This window comes from Deinococcus sp., assembly GCF_018260555.1.
Lineage (GTDB): Bacteria > Deinococcota > Deinococci > Deinococcales > Deinococcaceae > Deinococcus.
In genome coordinates this window covers 1-21653 of sequence record NZ_JAGLBB010000001.1, presented here as the reverse complement: position 1 = coordinate 21653, position 21653 = coordinate 1, and the positions used below count along the sequence as shown (strand labels likewise).

Genomic DNA, 21653 nt, shown 5'->3' with positions numbered 1-21653 from the left:
CGGGTCAACCTGATTCCCTTTAACCCTTTACTCCGGGGTAGGTGCTTCGGTTGCGGCGGGCAGCGTCACTTCCAGGCCGACTTCCGCAAGTTGCGCGGCGTCGACGGGGGAGGGTGCCAGGGCGAGCAGGTCGGCGCCCCGGTTGTTCTTGGGGAACGCGATGACTTCTCGGATGCTGCCCGCGCCGCTCATGATCATGAGCAGGCGGTCAAAGCCCCAGGCGATACCGCCGTGCGGGGGCGTGCCGTATTCGAGGGCGTCCATGAAGAAGCCGAATTTCTCGCGGGCCTGCTCTGGGCTGAATCCGATGGCCTGGAACATCTGCGCCTGCACGGCCGGATCGTGAATTCGGACGCTGCCGCCTCCGATCTCGAAGCCGTTGAGAACCAGATCGTACGCCTGGGCGCGGATTTCACCCTGACGGTCTGTTCCGAACAGGGCCACGTCTTCGGGGTGGGGCGCGGTGAACGGGTGGTGCATGTACGTCCAGGTGCCGCTGTCCTCGTCGAATTCGAGTTGCGGGAAGTCCGTGACCCAGGACACGTGAAACTGCGGGCCGCCTTTGGTGAGGTCGAACAGGTCGCGCAGGGCGAGGCGTACGGCCCCCAGGGCGGTCACGGCTTTCTTCCAGTCTCCGGCAGCGAACAGCAGCGTGCCACCCTGGCCGACGCCAGTGCGGGACAGCAGTTCGGCTGTCTGGGCGGTCACGAACCTGCTGATGCCGCCGGTAAAGCCGTCGCCGTCGCGTCTCAGCCACGCGAGGCCGCGCGCGCCGTTCTGCTTGGCCACCCGTTCGAGTTCGTCGATCTGCTTGCGGGTCAGTTCGGGCGCGGCGATGACCTTGACCGTCTGCGCCTCCGCGAAAGCCTTGAACTCGCCCCCCTGGAACAGGTCGGTCACGTCCACGAATTTATGACCGAAGCGCAGATCGGGTTTGTCGCTGCCGTAATCGTTCATGGCATCGGAGTACGGGAGGCGCGGGAACGGCACGGGCAGTTCCACGCCCAGCGTCTCGCGGAACACGTGCGCCAGCAGCTGCTCCTGCGTTTCCAGCACGTCGTCCTGCTCCACGAAGCTCATTTCCATGTCCAGCTGCGTGAAGTCCGGCTGGCGGTCGGCGCGCAGGTCCTCGTCGCGGAAGCAGCGGGCCAGCTGGTAGTAGCGGTCATACCCAGCGATCATCAGCATCTGCTTGAACAGCTGAGGGCTCTGCGGCAGCGCGTAGAACTCGCCGGGGTTCTGGCGGCTGGGAACCAGAAAGTCACGCGCGCCCTCGGGCGTGGACTTGGTCAGCATGGGCGTCTCGACCTGCACGAATCCCTCGCGGTCCAGGTAGGCGGTGACGGCGGCGACGGCGCGGCTGCGCAGCATCAGGTTGCGCTGCATCTCGGGGCGGCGCAGGTCCAGGTACCGGAACTTCAGGCGAATGTCCTCGGAGACGCTCTCACCCTTTTCCAGTTCGAAGGGAGGGGTCTTGGCGGTGTTCAGGACGCGCACGCGCGACGCGATGACCTCATAGTCGGCCGCGCCACCCTTGCGCTGCCCTTCCGGGCGGGGCTGGTACGTGCCCTCGATCTCCGCGACGTACTCGGCGCGCAGGCGGTCGGCGTCCGTGAAGGCGGCCGAGTCGGGTTCCACCTGCACCTGCACCAGCCCGCTGCGGTCCCGCAGTTCCAGGAAGATCAGGCCGCCCAGGTCACGGCGGCGGTTCACCCAGCCCTGCAATGTGACGGTCTGGTGGGCGTGCGTGTCGTTCAATTGGCCGATCAGGGCGGTGCGTTTCATTCGTTCTCCAGAATCACGGGGCTTGCGGGGTGCGCGGGGGTGCCGGGCGTGAGGTCGAGGTGGGCCTGCTCCTGCGCGGCGAGGAAGGCGGGCAGGTCAGAGAGCAGCACCGTGAACTGCTCGGCGCTGCGGAGGTTCTTGAGTTGCACGGTTCCGGCGGTGGCTTCCTCGGACCCGATCAGGGCCGCGAAGAGGGCGCCGCGGCGCTCGGCGTCCCGGAAGGCGTTCCCGGGTTTCAGGGAGCGGTACGCGAATTCGGCCCGCACGGTGCTGCGGGCGGCCAGGGCAGCCGCCGCCGCCGCCGGCACGAGGCGGTCTTCCAGCGCCGCGACGTACACGACCGGCCCCGCCTGGGCGGGCAGTGGACGCCCCTCGGCTTCCAGCGCGATCAGAAGCCGCTCCACGCCGAACGCCCAGCCGATGCCCGGCACGGCTTGCGCGCCGATCTGCTCGGCCAGTCCGTCGTACCGGCCCCCGCCACCGAGCGCGGATTTCGCTCCGACGCCCTCGTGGTGCAACTCCCAGGCGGTGCGGCGGTAGTAGTCCAGGCCGCGCACGACGCTGGGGTCCACGTCGAATTCCACGCCCCAGTCGCGCAGATACCCCTGCACCGCGTCGAAGTTCGCGCGGGCCTCGTCGCCCAGGAAGTTCAGCATGGGGCTCACGTTCAACTGGGCGATCAGGGTCTGGTCGTCTTCGCTCTTGCTGTCCAGGATCCGCATGGGATTGCGGGTCAGGCGGTCGCGGGAATCGTCGCTCAGGCGCTCCAGGTGCGGCGTGAACAGGTCACGCAGGTACGTGTTGTACGCCTCACGGTCCTGCGGGTCGCCGATACTGCCCAGCTTCACGCGCACGCCCGTCAGGCCCAGTTCGCGGACCACGCTCACCATCAGGGCGATGGCCTCGGCGTCCACCAGGGCGTCCGAGCCACCCAGCACCTCGTAATCCACCTGATGAAACTGCCGCAGGCGCCCGCGCTGCTGCCGCTCGGCCCGGAACATCGGACCGTGCGTCCAGAGCTTCAGCGGTGAGGGCAGTTGCTTGAGACCGTTCTGCAGGAACGCCCGCACGATCCCGGCGGTGCCCTCGGGGCGCAGAACGTACCCGCCGTGATCCCCGAAGTAGTACACGGTGAACATCTCCTTGCGGACGATGTCAGTGCTGCCCCCCACCCCACGCTTGACGAGGTCGGCCTCCTCGAACACCGGCGTGTCGATCCGCTGCGCGCCCGCGCGTTCCAGTACGCGCCGCGCAGTCTCTACGACCCACCCGTGTGCCTGCGCCGAAACGTCCAGCGTGAGTTTCGGACTGCCGGCCGGCAGGTGGTCTTCTGTGCCCTTGGGGCGCTTGATGGCCATAACCAAAGGAGTTTACAGCATTCACTCCCAACGCCCCCGCCGCACCCCACGGCAAAAATCACCGGTCAGCGCGGCCCGGCCGCCCTCGCCGCCCGCAGGGAAACAGGGGAGAGGGGGGGCCCGCCGAAACGGACCGCCCCTCCCTTCCTGCACGCCCCAAACGCCAAAAGGGGGCTTACTGCTGAACGCTGTACGGCAGCCCGGTCGATTGCTTCCCGGCTACCTCCACGAACAGCCAGCTGCCGCCCACCGGCGCGTCGGCCGGGATGGTCAGCACGATCTCGCTGTCCGTCCAGGACCGCACGGCCGACGCGGGGAGTACGTAGCCGCCCTTGCCGTCCTCAGTGGCCCCAAGGCGCACCTGACCGGTCGCCGGACCACCCAGGTAACGCCCCTGAACGGTCAGGGCCGCGCCGCGCGCAGCGGCCGACACCTTGATCAACATGGGGGTGACCGTTACCGTGCGCGAGCCCTGCTGGGCCGGAGCGCATGAAGCCAGAACACCCGTGAACAGTAAAGAAGTCAACAAGTAACGCAGCATAGCCAGAGCCTCCGTACCGGCAGTCTAATGCATTTGATGACTGCTCCCCCACCTACCCCCAGTGGCGACCCCAGCGCACCGACCCTCACCGGGAAACGCGTGCTCGTCGTATTCAATCCCAAGAGTGGCCGCGGAGACAGCGAACTGCCCGAATTCGTTCAGTTGCTCCGCGAGGCCGGCGCCGAGGTCACAGAACGCGAACTTCAGAAAGGCACGCCCATGTCCGACTACGTTCAGGACCTGGAGTCCTTCACGTACCTGGTCGGGTCCGGGGGGGACGGCACTGTCAGCAGTCTCGCGTACGCCGCGCGCTACAGGAACGTCCCCATGCTGGCGTTCCCGGCCGGAACAGCCAACCTGATCGCGCAGAACCTCGACCTGCCGACCGACGCCGCCGGACTCGTGGACGTCGTGCGCAGTGGGCACAGCATCCGCCTGGACATGGGCGAGCTCGAAGTCAAAGGCGAACTGAGCGGCTTTTGCATGCTGGCCGGCGCCGGTGTGGACGCCGTCATGATCAAGGACAGCGAGGAACTCAAGGAACGCTTCGGGGCCATGGCGTACGTCATGAGCGCCATGAAGCATCTCAACGCCAGGAAAACCACCTTCCACCTGACCATCGACGGTCAGAAGCGCGAATTTGAAGGAATCGGCGTCATGCTCGCCAACTTCGGCATGGCCAACTATCGCCTGCCGATCACCACCGACATCAGCCCCGGCGACGGCCAGTTCACTGTCATCCTGATGAAAGCGGGAAACCTGGCCCGTCTGCTGCCTAATCTGATCGACTCGGTGCGGGTCAAACTGAACCTCGGGGACCCCATGTTCGGAGGAAACCTCGAAACCATCGAGGCCCGGACCGTGACGGTGGACGCGGCTGAGCCGTTCCCGATTCAGTACGACGGCGAACTGCACGACGAGTCCACCCCGTTCAGTGCCCGGATTCTGCCCGGCGCGGTCGAGTTCCTGACCCAGGCCAAAACCGAGGACGTGCAAACCTGAGCCCTCGCCCCGCATGAACGGTGGCCGCCCAGACTGATGTTCGGGTGGTCATTTGTTGTGTGCGGAAAGACCGCGTCCTACACGCGCAGAAAATACTCTTGCTCACAGGAGGGCCAGGAAGGGGCCTGCGCCGCCCGCTGAGGGGTAAAGTACCCTCCCAGAATGCCCGATAGGAGCACCTCATCCGAAGCACCTGTCATCTCTGACGGGCGTGTCAAGCTACGGCGCGTTATGCGTAACGCTTTCGGTCGTACGCCCAGCCCCGCGCTGTAGGTCGCCTGCGCGATGACCTCATCACCGGACGCATCTTGTCCGTACCGGATTCGCCGGCTCTCCTGATTGAGCCGGACCGCCGGGGCCCGCGCCTCCTGAGGTCAGCCCAACAACGGAATTGCTCGTGGCTCGCACGCGTGAACTGGACAATCTGGTGGTTCCCTGTGACCGTTGGGACAGAGACAGGTAGGACGAGGGACTTGAAGAGTTTCACGATTGAACGGACCGTGTGGTGGCGAGGTGCCCGCATCCGTCCGAACCGCGCCATTTGTGCAGACCATTCATTTGGAGTCCGGTTGACCTCCTCGTCGGCTGTATGTTCTATAATTTCACTTATGAAACATACGCCCCTGGCACCGGACCCAGCATGACCGGGTCGGCCATCGTCCTCGCCAGCCGCTGGAGCAACAGCGCCAACCGCCGCCGCGAGGGCCTGCGCGCCGCGCACGGTCAGGACGCCGAGATCCTCACGGACCTGCTCCTGACCTACATGCGACTCAAGTCCAGTCGGGGCGCCCGCACCAGCTCCCTGACACTCGACCACTACGCCGAAAGCCTGCGCCGCTTCCTGACCTTCACCGGCCCTCCGGAAGCGCCCACCCGCGCGCTGAACCAGTTGAGCGCCGAGGATTTCGAGATGTGGCTGCTGACGATGCAGGCCGAGGGTCTGAGCGCCAGCAGCGTCAAACGCCACCTGTACGGCGTGCGCAACCTCATGCGCGCGCTGGTGTGGGCTGGCGTGCTGGACACGGACCCCAGCGCGGGTGTGCGCCCACCGTCCGAGACGACGGCCGCGCACTCGCGCAAACGGGCCCTTGAGACCGATTACCTGACCCGCCTTCTGACCCTGCCGGCACAGCTGCACCCGACCTCTCCGGCGCGGGCGGCCCGTGATACCTGCCTGCTCACCCTAGGCGGTGTGCTGGGGCTGCGCGCGGCAGAACTCGTCGGCCTGAACGTCACCGATGTGGACCTCCCGGGCCGGGTGATCCGCGTGCGCGGGAAGGGCGGAAAGGAACGGCTCGTGCCGCTCACCCGGAGCGTTCAGGACGCCCTGAAGACCTGGGTTTCTCTGCGCGGCTCTGTGACCACGGCGGACCCCGACTGTCCCCTGCTGATCTCGCTCACGCACCGGAACCTGGGCGGGCGCCTGACGACCAAGGGCGGGCGGGACATCGCGGAGATTTACTACAAGGCGCTGGGGCTACCGCGTGAAATGTGGGGCCTGCACACGCTGCGGCGCACGGCAGGAACGCAGCTGTACCGGGCCACCCGTGACCTGCATGTCGTGGCGGATGTCCTGGGGCACTCGTCTGTCAACACGTCCGCCATCTACGCGAAGATGGACTCACAGGTGCGCCGTGAGGCCCTGGAGGCCGCCGAGCGCCTGCGCGAAGAGCCCTAGCGAGTCTGTGTCCGTTCGCGGCGGGTTGCGCCGTACACGACCATCAGGAGGGCCAGCAGCAGCGCAGGCCAGTCACCCACGCGCATGTAGACGGTCGTGCCGCTCAGGAGTTTCGGGCGGACATCCAGCACCTGAAGTTCCTGGCCACTGTCCACAGTCTGCACCGGCTGCCCGAGATCGTTCACGGTCCCGGCGACTCCGTTGTTGACACTGCGGACCACCCAGCGGCGCGTTTCTATGGCGCGGACGCGGCCCATGTCGAAGTGCTGCTGCACACCCCACCCCTGGTACCAGCCGTCGTTACTGGGGTTCACGAGCACCTGCGCGCCCTGGTTGGCCAGCGCACGGGCCACCCACGGGAACACGCTGTCGTAGCAGATGTACGCGCCGTAGCGCACGCCGTTCAGGGTCAGCGGTGTGGGGCGGGGGTTGGGCGTCATGCTCGGCAGCGTGAATCCCAGCGTAGATTCGATAACGCGGTAGACGGGACCGAGAATGGGCCGGAACGGGAACTCCTCACCGAACGGAACGAGGCGGGCCTTGGCATTCACACTCTGGATCGTGCCACCTGCGTCGAGGCTGGCGACCGTGTTGAACTGTCCCCATTCCCCGGGTTGCTGGACCGGGTCGGGGCCGGGCGGGGTGAGTTGCTCGGAGCCGCCGATCCCGCTGATGCCAGGGCCGGGGAACGCGGCAATGCGCTGGCCGGGGGTGGGCCGTACGCCGGGATTCTCGATGGCCCCCTCGTTCCAGACGATGACGCTGCCGCTCGGGCGGTTCAGGCTGGCGGCCCTTTGTGCAGCGAACTGCTCTTCGGAGCTCAGCGCCCCGCTGGCGCGGCCGAACGCGTCGAAGGTGACGCGCAGGACCCGCATGGGCTGTTCAGGGCCGTCGCCGGGCGCACGCGTCACGCCGTAACCGAGCGCAGCGGCCCACGCGGCGGCGGCCAGCACGGCGGGCGTGAGGCTGAGGCTGCGTCTCCCCCACCGTAGGCCGGGTAAGGGCCTATTCAGCCACACGTGGGCCAGGCTGGCGGCCGTGAAGGTGACGAGCACGCTGCCGAGTAGCACGCCGCCCAGATCGGCCACCTGAATGGCGGGCGTGGGCAGCAGTGTGTACCCCAGGGTGGGCCACGGGAACGCGAGCGGCCCGAGGAACCGCAACCATTCCACGATGACCCACCCGCCCGCCAGCGCCCAGATGCGGCCGGTGGGCGTGCGGGCGACGTTCACGGCGACGGCTGTCATGACCGCCAGGAACGCGGCTTCAAGGGCGAACAGGAGGATCACCAGGGGGGCGGCCCCGAGAAGCTGTTGCAGGAACGCCCCGAGCCACCACAGGTGCAGCGCGAAGTACCCGAATCCGGCCCAGAATACGCGGGCCGTGACACCCCGGCGGGTGGGCGCAGCGGCGGCGTAGCCGAGCAGGGCGGCGAGCGGCACGGCGGACAGGAAACTCCACGGCAGTGGCAGGCCGCACGCAGCGAGGAGCAGTCCGAGCAGGGCGGCTATGGCGGGGGCGGGCATCACACCCATGATAGGGATTTGGGTTGATTGGGTGGGGTTCATACGGAATCCGATTACATGGCCTACAAAGACCATTCAATCCGAGCGGATGCGAGCAGGAGTGGCGCCATGGTGCGCGGTCCGTATCATCAGGAGAGGAGCTGGCACCCCTGGGAATGAACAGGGATGCGTGGTGAATGAAACACAGGAAATCCGTATGCTGGGGCGGTCGGGGCGGGAATGCCGGGCAGGGCGCGGCGTTTTGCTCTAGGATGGAAGGACCTTGCGACTGGCCTTCATCAGCGATCTTCATGGGAACATTCACGCCTTAACGGCCGTCAAGCGTTTTCTGTCGGAGCATATCGTCAATCAGGTGATTGTGGTGGGCGACCTGGTCGGGTACGGCGCGAGCCCGGGTCCGGTCATCGATTTCGTGAAGCGTGAGGGGTGGGTGACGGGCCTGGGGTCCAGTGACCTGCGCGTGGCACTGGAACTTGGGGAGCGCGCCGACCGCAAGGGCGTGGCGGATCAGGTGCTGGGCTGGACGAAGAAGATGCTGGTCCCCGAGCAGGTGGATTTCCTGCGGCGCCTGCCCCCGGGCGGGCGAATCACCACTCCGATCGGCCGGGTGCGGTACTTCCACGGCAGTCCGCACGATCCGGAGGCTCGGCTGGACCTGATGGCGCAGGAGCGTGAGCTTGAAGCTCTGGCCGAGACGCTGGGCGCGCGGGTGGTGGTCGTGGGTGGGTCTCACGTGCCGTTCGTGCGGGTGATTGGTGAGACGACGTTCGTGGATCCCGGCAGTGTGGGTCTGACCCTGAATCACGAGCCCGGGGCGGACGTGGCCATCGTGGATTGCGTGGGCCGCAAGCCGAAGGTGTCGCTGCATAAGGTCACGTACGATTTCGCGTCGAGTGCGTTCGATATCATGGCGTGGAACCTGCCGCCCGTGATCGCGGACGTGATCCGCACCGGCCGCATGGGCTGAAGCGGGCGCCACCCCCGCCTTCCTGTGGCCGCGCTTCTGTGGATTCAGGCGGGAACGGGTTCGAGGGCCTCGTTGAACCGCTGCGTGAGTCCGTGCACGCCGAGCAGGTCTTCCAGGGCGTTCATCAGGGCGCGGTACGGGGCGGGGCGGGCTGTTTCGCCCATCAGGCCCAGTCGCCAGATCAGGCCGGCAGTCGGGCCGAGGCCCCCGGTGACGCTGATCTCCCGCTCGCGCAGCGCGCGGCGGATGCCTGCGTCGTCGAAGCCGTCTGGGAGACGCAGGGCCAGCACGGTGGGCAGGCGGTCTTGTGGGCGCTGCACATAGGGCGTGAAGCCCAGCGGAGCCAGCGCAACCTGAATGGCCTGCCCGACATGCTGCACGCGGGCCTTGCGGTTGAGCATCCCCTCGTCCAGCGCGGCGCGCAGGGCGGCGTGCAGGGCATAGTGCAGGTTCACGGGCACCGTGTGGTGGTAGGTATGGCGCTCCCAGTAGTCGCGCAGGCCCTCGAAATCGCAGTACCACAGCGGGGTCGGCGTGCGGCGGGCGTGGTAGCGGGCCATGGCGCGGTCGCTGATGGCGACGGGTGCCAGTCCTGGGGGGGCGCTGAGGCACTTCTGCGCGCCGGTGTAGGCGTAGTCCACGCCCCACTCGGCCACGTGGAACGGCTCCATGCCGGCGGTCGTGACCGCGTCCACGGTCAGCAGGGCGCCGTGTTCCCGGGCGATCTGCGCGATCTGCGGGATGGGATTCAGGACGCCGGTGCTGGTTTCGCCGTGCACGGCGGCGACCATCTGCACGCCGTTCATCTGCGCGGCCACGTGAGCCGGGTTGATGGCCTCGCCGAGCGGGGCGGTGACGAGGCGGACGTTCGCGCCGTAGCGGGCGGCCATGTCGGCCATGCGCTGCCCGAACGAGCCGTTGGCGCAGACCAGGACTTCGTCGCCGCTCTCGACCAGGTTGGCGAATCCGGCTTCCATGCCGAGGCTGCCGGTTCCGGCGAGCAGGGCGGTGAAGGTGGTCTCGGTCGTGCCGTACATGGCGCGCAGGTCCGCCTGAATCTCGGTGTTCAGCGCGAAGATCTCGGGGTCCATGTGGCCCAGGATGGGGCGCATGAGGGCCTGCTGCGCGCGGGGGTGGATGGGGGTGGGGCCAGGCGTCAGCAGGACGTGCTCGGTGTAGGGGTCCTCGAACATGGCAACAGCCTAGCGCAGCCGCGTGAGTTTAGCAATTCTGTTGCGCTCATGTGTCACTACCGATTCCATACAGTTCGATTATTGCTCAGATTTTATAGAGACACACGATAGTTGCGCTAAATTCCCGAGACACCTGTGTTCCGTCCAGGGTTGCAGGCACCGTAGGCAAGCGGACACGCTCACCGGCCCCCCACGTTCGCGTCGGCACGACAGGCTGTCACGTTCTCCCGACACCCAGCGTCTAGCATGGTCGGCATGACGAGTCATCCTCCGCTGCGCGCCGTCCTGTTCGACCGGGACGATACCATCGCCTACACCGACCACGGCGTGTACCGCGAGGCCGCCCTGTGGGCCGCGCAGGCCTTTGGACTCGACCCGCGCGAGGTGGCAGCGGGCATGCAGGCCCAGTGGGAGGCGCGCGCGTTCACATGGTGGCACCTGCGCACCCAGGCCGACGAGGACGCCTTCTGGAGCGACTACAGCGCCGACCTGGCCGCCCGGCTGGGCCTCACGGACGCCCAGGCGCAGCAACTGTCGGCGCGTTACCCGTACGAGGCGTTCATGAAGCCCGTCCCGAACGCCCGCGAGGTTCTCGGGGAGCTGCGCGCCCGCGGCCTGCGCCTGGGCGTGCTGAGTAACACCCTGCCCAGCATCGACCGCACCCTGACCTTCCTGGGCCTGAACGACCTGATCGACGTGGCCGTGGCCACCTGCACGGTCGGCATCCACAAACCCAATCCAGGCGCGTACCGGCACGCCCTGATCGCCCTGGGCGTGGACGCCGCCGAGGTGCTGTTCATCGACGACAAGCAGGAGAACGTGGACGCCGCCCGCGCCCTGGGCATGCACGCCGCGCTGATCGACCTGAGCGGCCAGACCCCGGACGCCCTGCACGACCTCCGCAGCGTGGCCACACTGGTGGACCGCATCGGCGTGGCCTCCGCGCCCGCCGACGCCTGATGCCGGGCGCGCCCCGCCTGGATTCGCACGGCATGGAGCACTGCCTGATCGACGGTCACCTGGACCTGGCCATGAACGCCCTGGACGGCCGGGACCTGACCCTGAGCCTGGACGCGCTGCGCGCCGCCGACCCCGTACCGCACCAGACGGCGACCGTGACCCTGCCGGAACTGCGGGACGCCAGGGTACGCGTGTGCTTCGGGACGCTGTTCGCCCTGCCCCGCAGTGCAGACACGCCCGGCGGGTACGCCGACCACGCGGGCGCCCGCGCACAGGCCCTGGCGCAACTGGACGAGTACCACCGCCTGCAGGAGGCCGGGCACCTGACCCTGCTCAGCTCGGCCGCCGGGGTGAGCGCACACCTCAACGCCCCGGACGCGCCGCTGGGCGTGATCCTCCTCATGGAAGGCGCGGACCCCATCCGGGACGCGGATGACCTGCCGTTCTGGGTCGAGCGGGGCGTACGCGTCATCGGGCCCGCCTGGGGCCGCACCCACTACGCCGGAGGCACCGACGCGCCCGGACCGCTCACGCCCGCCGGGGTGGACCTCGTGACCGCCATGCGGGACCTGAACGTCACGCTGGACGCCTCGCACCTCGACGATCACGCCTTCTGGGACGCCGCGCAGATCGGGCCGCGCCTGATCGCCACGCACGCCAACAGCCGCGCCCTGGTGCCCGGCAACCGCCACCTGACCGACGACATGGCCCTCGCCATCGCCAGCACGGACGGCGTGATCGGACTGGTCCTCCTGAACCGCTTCATCCGCCCGCTCCCGGAAGCCAGTCTGGAGCGCGTGCCCCTGGCCGCGCTGGCCGACCACGCCCGGCACTACGCCAACCTGATCGGCTGGGACCGCGTGGCCCTCGGGACCGACCTGGACGGAGGCTTCGGGGCCGAGAAGACGCCGGCCGGTATCGACCGTTACGCGCACGTTCCCCGGATTCTGGACGAACTGCCCGCCGGGGTCCGTCAGAGCGTGGCGTGGCGAAACTGGGCGCGCTGGCTCACCACCCACCTGTAGGCACTGGCCTGCACCACCTGCGCCCCGTTGCGCCTGCCCGGGCCGTAGGCTGTGGGGCGTGAGTCCCACTGATGTCGTTCTGGATGCGCGTGTGCACGCGTTCGATCCGGCCATGCGTATGGCCGAGGAGTCCCTGCGGGGCCAGCTGGAGGGGGCCGGGTGGCGGTTCGTGCAGCCGCAGCGGGCTGTGACGGGCCGCTCGCGCCTGAGCCTGCGCGCGGCCCCGGACGCCGATTCGGCGCAGGTGAGCGAGGCCCTGCCGGGCGAGCCGCTGGAGTTGCTGTGGGAGGACGGGACCGGCTGGGCGCGCGTGCGGATCGTGCACGACGGGTACCTGGGCTGGGCGCGGGCGGACGGGTTGCTGCCGCGCGGGCCGTCCGGGAATGGTGAGTTGACGATCACGGCGCTGCGGGCACATGCTTTCGCGGGGCCGCACGTCAGCCGACCGGTCCTGACCGGGCTGGCGCTGGGCGCGCGCTTAACACGGGCGTTCGGTGAGGTTGTCGAGGAGGAGTACCGCCGCTGGGTGCCGGTGCTGCTGCCGGACGGCGCGGACGCCTGGGTGCAGGAGGCGGCCCTGACCACCCGGCCGGAGGTGGACGTGGCCGAACTGGCCCTGCGGTTCCTGGAAACGCCGTACCTGTGGGGTGGGCGCAGCGCGTGGGGGCTGGACTGCTCGGGCCTGACGCAGGTCGTGTACGGCGCGTTCGGGCGGACCCTGCCGCGTGACGCGGACCAGCAGCAGGCGGCCCTGACGCCCGTGCAGACGGCAAGGCGCGGTGATCTGGTGTTCTTCCCCGGGCACGTGGGCCTGATGCTGGATGACCGGCGCCTGGTGCACGCGAACGCCACGCACATGCGCGTGACCGTCGAGACACTCGGCGAGGGTGAGTACGGCGGGCGCCTGGCCGAGTCTGTCAGCGGCTTCGGACGGTGGGTCCTGTGACCGACGCGCCGCACGTCACGTGGGAGACGCTGGACCTGCACACCCGGCTACCCTTCGGCATTGCCCGCTGGACGCACAGCACGTACCCGCGCACCATCGTCACCCTGACGGGCGCGGGCCTGACCGGTCAGGGCGAGGCCGCCCCGAACGCCTTCTACGGCGAGACGCGCGGAACCGTCGAGGCCGTCCTGCCGCTGCTCGCGGACGCCCTGACCGACCCGTGGGACTGGGACGGCCTGCATGCCCGACTCTCCGCGCGGATGCCGCACCACCACCCCAGCGTGAAGTGCGCACTGGAAATGGCGGCCGTGGAATGGTGCGCGCACGCCGCAGGAGTCCCGGTCTGGCGGTTGCTGGGCCTGAGCCCCGCGCCCCTGCCGGAAAGCAGTTACACCGTCAGCATCGCGGACACCGCCGCCATGCGCGTGCAGGCGCGGGAAGCTGCCGCACGCGGGCACGGCGTCCTGAAGGTCAAACTCGGCACGGACCGGGACGAGGCGATCCTCGAAGCGCTGCGCGAGGAAGCCCCGTACGTCGCGCTGCGCGTGGACGCCAACGCCGCGTGGACGCGCACGCAGGCCCGCCGGATGCTGGGCGTGCTGGACGCCGCCCGTGTGGAATTCGTGGAGCAACCCCTGGCCGCCGGGGACCTCGAAGGACACGCCGCGCTGCGGGCCGTCTCGGCCGTGCCCATCGTGGCCGACGAGAGCCTGCACCACGTGTCCGACGTACCAGCGCTGGCCCGCGCGTTCGACGGCGTGAACCTGAAACTCGCCAAGCTGGGCGGCCCCCTCCAGGCGCTCGCGGCCCTCCGGCTGGCGCGCGCGCACGGCCTGCGGGTCATGATGGGCTGCATGATCGAGAGTAGCCTCGGCATTGCCGCCGCCGCGCACCTCGCCGGAACGTGCGACTGGGCCGACCTGGACGGCGCACTCCTGCTCGCCGACGACCCCTTTACCGGACTGGACTGGCAGGCCGGGCACCTGACCCGGCCGCAGGGAACCGGCTGGGGCGTGCGCCGCCCGTGAGACCGACTGGCCGCAACCGTGCAGGAGCCCAGATCACGCACGCCGCCGAAGCGAATCCCTCGAATCGCGCGAGGAAGAAGCAGGTGATGAACTGGAACCGTCCACCGAGGCGAAGGCCATATCGGTCGCTGGACAGTCTCCCCCATCACCCCTGGTCCAGCCGCCTGATCCCGACCTGATGGCGTCGGCTGCCGGTACTTCCCGACGGGCAGGTCAGACGTTAGGGGGGGCAGCTCCTCTCCCAGGGGCTGTCAAGTGAATTGTTTCACGATTAAGCTGATTCGTGAAAAAGGTATTGGCTTGTGCCATTACGTTCATAGGTCCGGTCATCATCCGACAGACACGCCCAACCCCTCGGCCTGCCAGACACCCTTCGTTCGCCGCAGCACGGAGTAATCGGTGTTCCCATGCAGCAGGCGCCCGCCCGACCAGACATCCTCCATATTCAGCCCCAATAACGCGGCCAGCCCGATACGGATGATTCCACCGTGCGACACCACCGCGGCGTCTATGCTGTCCGGCAGGGCATTGATGTCGGCCAGAAAACGGGCGGCAATGTCCTCGAAGGTCTCCCCCCCGGAGAAACCCAGACGGCCATCAGGCAGGCGCAGCTTCTCCGCGTTCACCCTTAGCGCCGAGTACGGCTGCCCGGCCCAGTCACCGCAGTCCACCTCGTGCACGCCGTTCAGAGGGTGCACGGACACGCCCAGCGCGGCCGCGAGGGGGGCAGCCGTTTGCTGAGCGCGCCGGTAGAGGCTGGCGTACACGGCCTGCGGGTGCCCGGGCTGTCCCAGCAGGTGCGCAGCCAGCGCGCGGGCCTGGGCGTGCCCGGTCTCGTTCAGTTCATCGTTCATGCTGACCGGGCCTCGCAGGATGCCCGCCTCGTTCCCGTGGGTCTCACCGTGCCGGATGATCCATACCCGCGTGCCTGCCGCTGCCGTCATGCCCGGCAGTCTACCGGGCGCAGAACAGGCCAGCGGAGCAGGGCTGCGCAACAGGTATGTCGCAGGCCTGCTCCGGTTACCGGGCGGCTTGAACCGCGCTTGGTTCGTATCAAAGGCGTGTCACACGGGACTCAGGGGAACGTGACAGGTTGCCCGAGCGGGTCGGTGTCGGCGGCAAACATGATGGGTCTCGCATCCTGACCAGCGGGCAGCGGGCAGCGAGCGCCGGCATCTGTTGCCATGTCAGGTTTGTTTCAGGAGGAGCGGCGTGATATGCCGGCGGTGCCTTGAATGAAGCAGGCGGCCGTCTGTAGCGGACAGCGCCCCGCGTCACGGAACACGCCGCTCCTGTCCCCTATTCTGGGCGGGTGCATCCAGACGACCTGCCCGTGCTGCCGATCACTTCCGGCGTGTACATCTTCCGCAAGGGCGGCACGCCCATCTACATCGGCAAGGCCAAGAATCTGCGCAACCGGGTCGGGCAGCACTTCAAGGCGGGTGGCAAGAGCGGCAAGTTTACGTCGCTGGCCGACACGCTGGAATTCATCACGGCCCGGAACGAGGTCGAGGCCCTCGTCCTGGAAGCGAACCTGATCAAACAGCACCGCCCGCATTACAACGTCACCCTGAAAGACGACAAGCACTACCCGTTCCTGAAACTCACGAACGAGGCGTACCCGATGCTGATCGTCACGCGGCGCGTCCTCAAGGACGGCGGGCGCTACTACGGGCCGTATCCGGATTCGTCGGCCGTGCGGCGCGTGAAGAACCTGATCGACACCATGTTCCCCCTGCGCAAGAACAGCGGCCTGCCCATGCAGAAAAAAGCGCGGCCCTGCCTGAACTTCCACATGGGCCGCTGCCTGGGCCCCTGCGTGGACCGCGCCGACCCTGCCGAGTACGCCCGCACCGTCGAGGACGTGACCAGCCTGCTGGAGGGACGCGCCGCGCCCGTCATCGCCCGCCTGAAGGTTGACATGCAGGCCGCCGCCAGGGGGCAGGATTTCGAGCAGGCTGCCCGCGTGCGTGACCGTGTGCAGGCCGTCGAGAAACTCTTCGGGACCGAACAGCACGCCTTCGTGAGCAACGAGACGGACCTGGACTTCCTGGGCGCCGCTCAGGCCGGTGAATACGCGATGGTGCAACTGTTCCGCATGCGCGGCGGACGCGTCGTGGGCCGTGACAAACGCTTCCTGACCGGCACCGAGGACGCCCCCCTCGGCGAGATCGTCGCGGCGTTCGTGCAGGACTACTACACGCAGGCCACGCACGTCCCCCCGCTGATCCTGCTGCCCGCCGACTTCGAAGACGCTCCGGTCTGGAGTGAGTTCCTGTCTCAAAAAGCCGGGCGCAGCACCGAGATGCGCACCCCCAAACGCGGGGATAAGGTTGATCTGATCGACATGGCGCAGCGGAACGCGCAAAACGGACTGGACAGCGAGATGGCCCTGCTGGAACGGCGCGGCGATCACCCGGGCCTGGACGCCCTGCGGGAAGTGCTGGCCCTCGGGGACCGCCCGTGGCGGATCGAGGGGTACGACAACAGCAATCTGTTCGGCACGAACATCGTGTCCGGCATGGTCGTGTTCGAGGGTGGGCGAGCCCGCCGGGGCGAGCACCGCCGGTTCAAGGTGCGTGGCCTGGACCACCCCGACGACTACACCAGCATGAAGCAGACCATCGTGCGCCGTTTCACGGGGAGCCTCTCGGACAAGTTGCCGCTGCCGGACCTGCTGCTGATCGACGGGGGGCGCGGGCAGGTGAACGCCGCACTGGACGCCTTGAAGGAAGCGAACCTACGCGTGCCCGTCGTGGGCCTCGCCAAGCGCGAGGAACGCCTGATCCTGCCCGGCCGCTTCGGCGCGCAGTGGTGGCTGGAGACCGGCACTGAGGTCGGCGTGGACCGAGAACTGCTGCTACCGCACACCCACCCGGCGCTACGCATGCTGATTGGTGTGCGCGACGAGGTTCACAACTACGCCGTCACGTATCACCGCAAACTGCGAGGTCAGGACATGCTGCGCAGCGTGTTCGACGACTTGCCGGGGATCGGACAGAAACGCCGGGACGCTCTGCTGGAGCACTTCACCAGCCTCGAGGACCTCGCCAGCGCCCCCACCGAACAGATCGCCGCCGTGCCCGGCATGAACGCACGAGCCGCACAGAGTGTCAAGGCGTTCCTGGCGCAGCGGGAGGCTAACCGCCAGCCCGTCACCAGCTAAAGCCCTGCAAAGCAAATGCCGCTGCCGGGTCAGGGGGCGGCGTTGTCAGGGGGCGGCGCTGTGCTGTTCTGTGGGTCCGGGCTCACGCGAGGCGCAGGTGGCGGCGCACATGGCGGCGCAGTGCTGCCAGGACGAAGGTCAGACGGTGGAAAGGCTTGGGCGGCCTCACAGCCTGGGCGTGCGCGGCGGCCTGCGCGAGCCGTACCTGCCGGTCGTGCGCCGCCTCGTTCAGGAGGGCGTGGGCATGAGCAGCGCCGAGGTAAGCGGGAACGTGTTGCATGCGTGTCTCCGGACAGGTTCGCCGCCGCCCCACTGGCGGCCCGTACTGGCGTTCCTGACGCCTCCATGGTGCGCCCCGCACGCCTGGGGCACATGCGGCGTGTGGCGCAGTGCGGGGTGCGCCATTGCGCCTAGCGCGCCCTTGCGTTAAGTAAGCAGCAAGCACCCCACCTGACGCATGGGCCCCGCAGCAGGATGGAAGACGGATTCCGCTCCATTCCGCCACAGTCGGGAAGACACCGCCTGCGGCTCCATACCGCAGAATCCGCCTGCTGTTCCTACTCGCGTCCGCTCGGAATGATTCAGAACTGCACCGAATCAATCGGAATCCGTATAATACCCGGATGTTCCCTCATTCCCGGCGTGAATTCCTGCCGTTTCTGCGTAGTCACTGGCGGCCCCTGCTTAAGGTCCTGCTGGGCGTCCTGATTCCTTTCGTGCTGTTCGCACACCTGACGCACGAGGTGTTCCGCGAAGGCGGGTTCTGGTGGGATCAGCGCCTCCTCGACTGGTACGCGCAGCGGCGAACGCCCGCCCTGACCCGGGTAGCAGAGACGCTGGCCACACTGGGCGGCGTCGTGGTCCTGCCGTTGGTGACCGGACTGCTGGCGTGGGTACTGGCCCGCCTGGGTGGGGCGGTCGGGCGGGCGTACGGCTGGTTTCTGGTGTCGGGTGTGGCGGGCGCGGCCCTTCTGAACGTCGTGGCGAAACTGGTGTTTCACCGGCCCCGCCCGGATGAGCTCATGGCGGTCCTGCGCGAGACGGGATTCAGTTTCCCCAGCGGGCACGCCATGGCGAACGCGGCGTTTGGCTTTGCCCTCACGCTGGTGTTCTGGCGTTCGCGGGCCGCGTGGCCGGTCGCGGTGTTTGGCCTGTTGTGGGCGTTGGCCGTGGGAGTCAGTCGCAATTACCTCGGTGTGCACTACCCGTCGGACGTGCTGGCGGGTTTCACGGCCAGTGTCGCGTGGGTGGCGGGACTGTACATGGTCATGGCGCAGCGCTGGCCGCACCTGCGCGGCTCCCACGCCGGGGTAAAGGACACCCGGTGAGGCTTGAGGGGGGCTTACCTATCAAATCTGGGAATAACGTAAGTGAAACTATTCACGATTAAGCCAATTCGTGAATGGTTTATCTACATGCCGATGGTCGGTGGTGGCGGGTGGGGAGGCCCGAAAGAATGTAGATCGACTTTTTCGGGCCTCCCCTCGCGTGCGGCTCAGGCCCTGACGGCCTTTCCCAGGTGGAACGCCGCGTGCACGGCCCGGGTCGCCTCGTCCACGTGCTCGGCCTCCACCGCCACGCTCACGTTCAGTTCGCTGCTGCCCTGCGAGATCATCAGGATGTTCACATCAGCGGCCGCCAGGGCCGTGAACATGCGGGCAGACACGCCCTTTTGCCCGCGCATGCCGCTGCCCACGATGGCCAGCACCGCCACGTGATCCTGCTGCTCGACCTTCAATTCCAGACTCACGCCGGCGCGCAGGGCGTTCAGGGTGCGTTCCGCGTCGGTGGTCTGCACGGCCAGCGACACGTTGCTCATGCTGGAACTCTGCGAGACCATCAGCAGGGTCACGTTCTCGCGGGCAATGGCGTCGAATACGCTGGCGATCACCCCCGGGATGCCCAGCACGCCCGCGCCACTCACGTTGATGATGCTCACGTTCCGGATGGCGGTCACGGCCTTGACCGGATGCCCGGCCTCGTCGCGCGGCTGCGCCTGCACCAGCGTGCCCGCAAAGTCAGGGTCGGCAGAGTTCTTCAGGCGCAGCGGAATGCCGCTTTCCTGCAGGGGCGTAACGGCCAGGGGGTGCAGGACCTTCGCGCCGAAGTACGCGAGTTCCATGACCTCTCCGTAACTCAGGACGTCCACGTTGCGGGCGTCCGCGACGACGCGCGGGTCGGCACTCATCACGCCGTCCACGTCCTTCCAGCCCCAGACTTCCGTGGCGCCCAGGGCCTTACCGATGATGGTGGCGCTGAAGTCCGTGCCGCCGCGCCCGAGGGTCGTGATGGCTCCCTTCTCAGTTTCCCCCATAAAGCCCGCCACGACCGGCGTGACCCCGGCGCCCAGCAGACCACTGAGGCGGTCCTTGATGCGTTCGTATGTGCCGGGCAGCGGCCTCGCGTTCCCGAAGTGCGTGTCGGTCACGATGCCCGCCTCGCCGCCGGACAGGTGATGGGCGCGCAGGCCGTCCTGCTCCAGCGCGAGTTTCATCAGCGGGGCGGACAGGCGCTCGCCGAACGCGACGATCAGGTCGCGGCTGCGGGGCGTCAGTTCGCGCAGCAGGTACACGCCGTACACGGCCTGCCGGAGCGTCTCGTGCATCTCGCGGATCTCACGGACGGTGTCGCTGTCGGGGGCTGCGCCGAGTTCCTGCGCGGCCGCGAAGTGCCGGGTGCGCATGGCAGCGATCTCGTCGTTGGCGCTGGCGATATCGCCGGACTGCGCGGCGTCCGCGAGTTTCAGGAGCTGGTTGGTGACACCGGCCATGGCCGACACGACCACCACGACCTTCACGCCTTCGCGGATGCTGCGGGCCGCCAGGGACGCGCTGTGCCGCACTGCGCGGGCGTCTTGCATGTTCGTCCCGCCGTATTTCATGACCAGAAGCGACTCGTTCATGCCTGCAAGTATGCCCCGCCGCCGCGCAGGCCGCCCGCAGGCATCTGAGCAGGCGTGAACGTTCAGGCGGGGTGGCGTTCACCCGCGCTTCACGGCGGCGGGGCACACTCGGGGTGTGAATAAGGATCTACTTTCCTTCCGGCCACGAGCGCTCGCCACCCTCCTGGGCGCAGCGGCGCTATCCGCGGCGGCCCTGTCCGGCGCGGCCCTGTCCGGCGCGGCCCTGTCCGGCGCGGCGCAGGCGGCCCCGTACCGCGCGGCCGAGGGAACGGCCGCCTTCAGTTACCGGGTCGCACTGGTGCCTGTGACCGGCAGCATGACGGGCGTCGCGGCGAATGTCACGTTGGACCCGCAGGATCTCGCGGCCACGAAGGGGACGGTCACGGTGCCGGTCTCGACCTTGAAGACCGGGAACACGCTGCGCGACTCTCACGCCAAGGGGGCCGGGGCGCTGGGCACAGCGCAGTTCCCGAACGCCACCTTCGAGCTGACATCCCTGACCGGCGGGATATTAACCGAAGGCGGGCAGACCGTGGCGACCACGGCCACCGGTCGGCTGACCGTCAAGGGCACCACGAAGACCCTCACCGCGCCCATCAAGGCGACGCTGCGAGGCGGCCGGGTGAACGTGAGCACCCAGTTCAAGTTCAATCCGTCCGATTTCAACGTGCGTTACCCGGGCGGCGCGAACAGCGTCACGGTGGACGTGGCGTTCGTGCTGGAAGCGAATTGACGGGTGAGCAGGGAGGGAGTCAGCGGCTACCGCAATGCCCTCTTCGCGCCCGCTGTGTGCGGATGCGGTTATTGATTCCATTGCCTTGGGGAGCACCAGACGACAGAACGGACTTTGGGCGTGCAGTGAGCACTCCGATAGGGTTGCGGGTCATTCGTACGGATTCCGACTGATTCGGTGCAGTTCTGAATCAATCCGAGCGGATGCGAGTAGGAACAGCAGACGGATTGGGCGGTGTGAAGCCGCAGGCGGTGTCTTCCCGACTGTGGCGGAATGGAGCGGAATCCGAATCAGACCCACAGAAGGAGTCCCTATCAGGTGTCCACACAAGGGGTTACACTGCGACATGCGAGGTGACTGCCCCCAGCCGCGCGGGGTGGCCCTCACGACTGGAGGTACAGCATGAAAGTAGGGATTAACGGCTTTGGCCGCATCGGTCGTCTGGTGTTCCGTGTTCTGGAAGCTCGCGGCGTTGAAGTCGTCGCCATCAACGATCTCACCGACAACAAGACGCTCGCCACCCTCCTGAAGTACGACAGCACCGCCGGACGCTTCAACGGCACCGTCGAATTCGACGATGACAGCCTCACCGTGAACGGCAAGAAAATCCACGCGCTGGCCGAACGCGATCCCGCCGCCATCAAATGGGGCGAGCTGGGCGTTGACATCGTCATCGAATCCACCGGAATCTTCACCAGCCGTGAAGGGGCAGGCAAGCACATCCAGGGCGGCGCGAAGAAGGTCATCATCACCGCGCCCGCCAAGAACGAGGACATCAGCATTGTCCTGGGCGTCAACGAGCAGGACTACGATCCCGCCAACCACCACATCATCAGCAACGCC

General features: G+C 67.7%; 19 protein-coding genes. 11 read left to right on the top strand and 8 right to left on the bottom strand.

Annotated elements, in window-relative coordinates; genetic code table 11:
* Window positions 1-27: 27 nt before the first annotated feature.
* From aspS to QZ271_RS00085, 3 genes are all read right to left on the bottom strand, one after another.
* Window positions 28-1785, bottom strand: a complete 1758-nt coding sequence (gene aspS / locus QZ271_RS00095; RefSeq protein ID WP_291427828.1) for an aspartate--tRNA ligase — start codon at window positions 1783-1785, stop codon at window positions 28-30.
* Window positions 1782-3143 (bottom strand): histidine--tRNA ligase, encoded by a 1362-nt coding sequence (hisS, locus tag QZ271_RS00090; RefSeq protein ID WP_291427826.1) that lies wholly within the window; start codon window positions 3141-3143, stop codon window positions 1782-1784. Before hisS ends, aspS begins: the two co-directional genes overlap by 4 nt.
* Before the next feature lie 175 nt (window positions 3144-3318).
* Window positions 3319-3684, bottom strand: a complete 366-nt coding sequence (locus QZ271_RS00085) for a cell surface protein (protein WP_291427824.1) — start codon at window positions 3682-3684, stop codon at window positions 3319-3321.
* A gap of 36 nt (window positions 3685-3720) precedes the next feature.
* On the opposite strand from QZ271_RS00085, the gene QZ271_RS00080 reads away from it, so the two are divergent.
* Window positions 3721-4686, top strand: a complete 966-nt coding sequence (locus QZ271_RS00080; protein ID WP_291427823.1) for a diacylglycerol kinase family protein — start codon at window positions 3721-3723, stop codon at window positions 4684-4686.
* 640 nt (window positions 4687-5326) lie between these two features.
* Window positions 5327-6364 (top strand): tyrosine-type recombinase/integrase, encoded by a 1038-nt coding sequence (locus tag QZ271_RS00075; RefSeq protein ID WP_291427821.1) that lies wholly within the window; start codon window positions 5327-5329, stop codon window positions 6362-6364.
* Here QZ271_RS00075 and lnt read toward each other — a convergent pair.
* Entirely contained in the window at window positions 6361-7890 is a 1530-nt protein-coding gene (gene lnt / locus QZ271_RS00070) for an apolipoprotein N-acyltransferase (protein ID WP_291427818.1), read from the bottom strand. The genes QZ271_RS00075 and lnt overlap by 4 nt on opposite strands.
* A 262-nt stretch (window positions 7891-8152) precedes the next feature.
* Between lnt and QZ271_RS00065 the strand changes: the two genes are divergently transcribed.
* Complete coding sequence (locus tag QZ271_RS00065) at window positions 8153-8857, top strand: metallophosphoesterase family protein (RefSeq protein ID WP_291427816.1); 705 nt, start codon at window positions 8153-8155, stop codon at window positions 8855-8857.
* Between the two features lie 44 nt (window positions 8858-8901).
* Here the strand turns inward: QZ271_RS00065 and QZ271_RS00060 are convergent, their stop codons facing one another.
* The gene (locus QZ271_RS00060) at window positions 8902-10050 is read right to left on the bottom strand and encodes an alanine--glyoxylate aminotransferase family protein (protein ID WP_291427814.1); all 1149 of its coding nucleotides are present in this window, start codon (window positions 10048-10050) and stop codon (window positions 8902-8904) included.
* Window positions 10051-10305: 255 nt separating this feature from the next.
* On the opposite strand from QZ271_RS00060, the gene QZ271_RS00055 reads away from it, so the two are divergent.
* Genes QZ271_RS00055 through QZ271_RS00040 form a run of 4 tightly spaced genes read left to right on the top strand, consistent with a single transcriptional unit; the run spans window position 10306 to window position 14009 of the window.
* A complete protein-coding gene (locus QZ271_RS00055) occupies window positions 10306-11010 on the top strand; it encodes an HAD family hydrolase (protein ID WP_291427812.1) in 705 nt (234 codons plus the stop codon).
* On the top strand, window positions 11010-12035 hold the full coding sequence (locus QZ271_RS00050; RefSeq protein ID WP_291427810.1) for a membrane dipeptidase: 1026 nt from the start codon (window positions 11010-11012) through the stop codon (window positions 12033-12035). Before QZ271_RS00055 ends, QZ271_RS00050 begins: the two co-directional genes overlap by 1 nt.
* Window positions 12036-12093: 58 nt before the next feature.
* Window positions 12094-12981, top strand: coding sequence for a C40 family peptidase (locus tag QZ271_RS00045; protein WP_367114281.1), 888 nt, complete (start codon window positions 12094-12096; stop codon window positions 12979-12981).
* A complete protein-coding gene (locus QZ271_RS00040) occupies window positions 12969-14009 on the top strand; it encodes a dipeptide epimerase (protein WP_291427809.1) in 1041 nt (346 codons plus the stop codon). The genes QZ271_RS00045 and QZ271_RS00040 overlap by 13 nt, the downstream gene beginning before the upstream one ends.
* A gap of 329 nt (window positions 14010-14338) precedes the next feature.
* Here QZ271_RS00040 and QZ271_RS00035 read toward each other — a convergent pair whose 3' ends face one another.
* The gene (locus QZ271_RS00035; RefSeq protein ID WP_291427807.1) at window positions 14339-14953 is read right to left on the bottom strand and encodes a histidine phosphatase family protein; all 615 of its coding nucleotides are present in this window, start codon (window positions 14951-14953) and stop codon (window positions 14339-14341) included.
* 368 nt (window positions 14954-15321) lie between these two features.
* On the opposite strand from QZ271_RS00035, the gene uvrC reads away from it, so the two are divergent.
* Complete coding sequence (gene uvrC / locus QZ271_RS00030; RefSeq protein ID WP_291427805.1) at window positions 15322-17175, top strand: excinuclease ABC subunit UvrC; 1854 nt, start codon at window positions 15322-15324, stop codon at window positions 17173-17175.
* A gap of 82 nt (window positions 17176-17257) precedes the next feature.
* Here uvrC and QZ271_RS00025 read toward each other — a convergent pair whose 3' ends face one another.
* On the bottom strand, window positions 17258-17455 hold the full coding sequence (locus tag QZ271_RS00025) for a hypothetical protein (RefSeq protein WP_291427803.1): 198 nt from the start codon (window positions 17453-17455) through the stop codon (window positions 17258-17260).
* A 343-nt stretch (window positions 17456-17798) separates the two neighbouring features.
* Between QZ271_RS00025 and QZ271_RS00020 the strand changes: the two genes are divergently transcribed.
* Window positions 17799-18503: a phosphatase PAP2 family protein gene (locus QZ271_RS00020; RefSeq protein ID WP_291427801.1), complete on the top strand. Its 705-nt coding sequence runs from the start codon at window positions 17799-17801 to the stop codon at window positions 18501-18503.
* Between the two features lie 167 nt (window positions 18504-18670).
* Here the strand turns inward: QZ271_RS00020 and QZ271_RS00015 are convergent, their stop codons facing one another.
* Window positions 18671-20077 (bottom strand): aspartate kinase, encoded by a 1407-nt coding sequence (locus QZ271_RS00015; protein WP_291427799.1) that lies wholly within the window; start codon window positions 20075-20077, stop codon window positions 18671-18673.
* 115 nt (window positions 20078-20192) lie between these two features.
* On the opposite strand from QZ271_RS00015, the gene QZ271_RS00010 reads away from it, so the two are divergent.
* A complete protein-coding gene (locus QZ271_RS00010; protein ID WP_291427797.1) occupies window positions 20193-20810 on the top strand; it encodes a YceI family protein in 618 nt (205 codons plus the stop codon).
* Window positions 20811-21212: 402 nt separating this feature from the next.
* Window positions 21213-21653 (top strand): glyceraldehyde 3-phosphate dehydrogenase NAD-binding domain-containing protein (locus QZ271_RS00005; protein ID WP_291427795.1); only part of this gene is annotated, 441 nt, incomplete at its 3' end.

Excerpts from the sequence above, each read along its gene's own strand:
- QZ271_RS00075 (WP_291427821.1), top strand. The coding sequence starts at position 5,327 with ATGACCGGGTCGGCCATCGTCCTCGCCAGCCGCTGGAGCAACAGCGCC.
- QZ271_RS00050 (WP_291427810.1), top strand. The coding sequence starts at position 11,010 with ATGCCGGGCGCGCCCCGCCTGGATTCGCACGGCATGGAGCACTGCCTG.
- QZ271_RS00025 (WP_291427803.1), bottom strand. The coding sequence starts at position 17,455 with ATGCAACACGTTCCCGCTTACCTCGGCGCTGCTCATGCCCACGCCCTC.
- QZ271_RS00060 (WP_291427814.1), bottom strand. The coding sequence starts at position 10,050 with ATGTTCGAGGACCCCTACACCGAGCACGTCCTGCTGACGCCTGGCCCC.
- QZ271_RS00055 (WP_291427812.1), top strand. The coding sequence starts at position 10,306 with ATGACGAGTCATCCTCCGCTGCGCGCCGTCCTGTTCGACCGGGACGAT.
- QZ271_RS00080 (WP_291427823.1), top strand. The coding sequence starts at position 3,721 with ATGACTGCTCCCCCACCTACCCCCAGTGGCGACCCCAGCGCACCGACC.
- QZ271_RS00035 (WP_291427807.1), bottom strand. The coding sequence starts at position 14,953 with ATGACGGCAGCGGCAGGCACGCGGGTATGGATCATCCGGCACGGTGAG.
- hisS (WP_291427826.1), bottom strand. The coding sequence starts at position 3,143 with ATGGCCATCAAGCGCCCCAAGGGCACAGAAGACCACCTGCCGGCCGGC.
- aspS (WP_291427828.1), bottom strand. The coding sequence starts at position 1,785 with ATGAAACGCACCGCCCTGATCGGCCAATTGAACGACACGCACGCCCAC.
- QZ271_RS00020 (WP_291427801.1), top strand. The coding sequence starts at position 17,799 with ATGTTCCCTCATTCCCGGCGTGAATTCCTGCCGTTTCTGCGTAGTCAC.
- QZ271_RS00015 (WP_291427799.1), bottom strand. The coding sequence starts at position 20,077 with ATGAACGAGTCGCTTCTGGTCATGAAATACGGCGGGACGAACATGCAA.
- lnt (WP_291427818.1), bottom strand. The coding sequence starts at position 7,890 with ATGCCCGCCCCCGCCATAGCCGCCCTGCTCGGACTGCTCCTCGCTGCG.
- QZ271_RS00085 (WP_291427824.1), bottom strand. The coding sequence starts at position 3,684 with ATGCTGCGTTACTTGTTGACTTCTTTACTGTTCACGGGTGTTCTGGCT.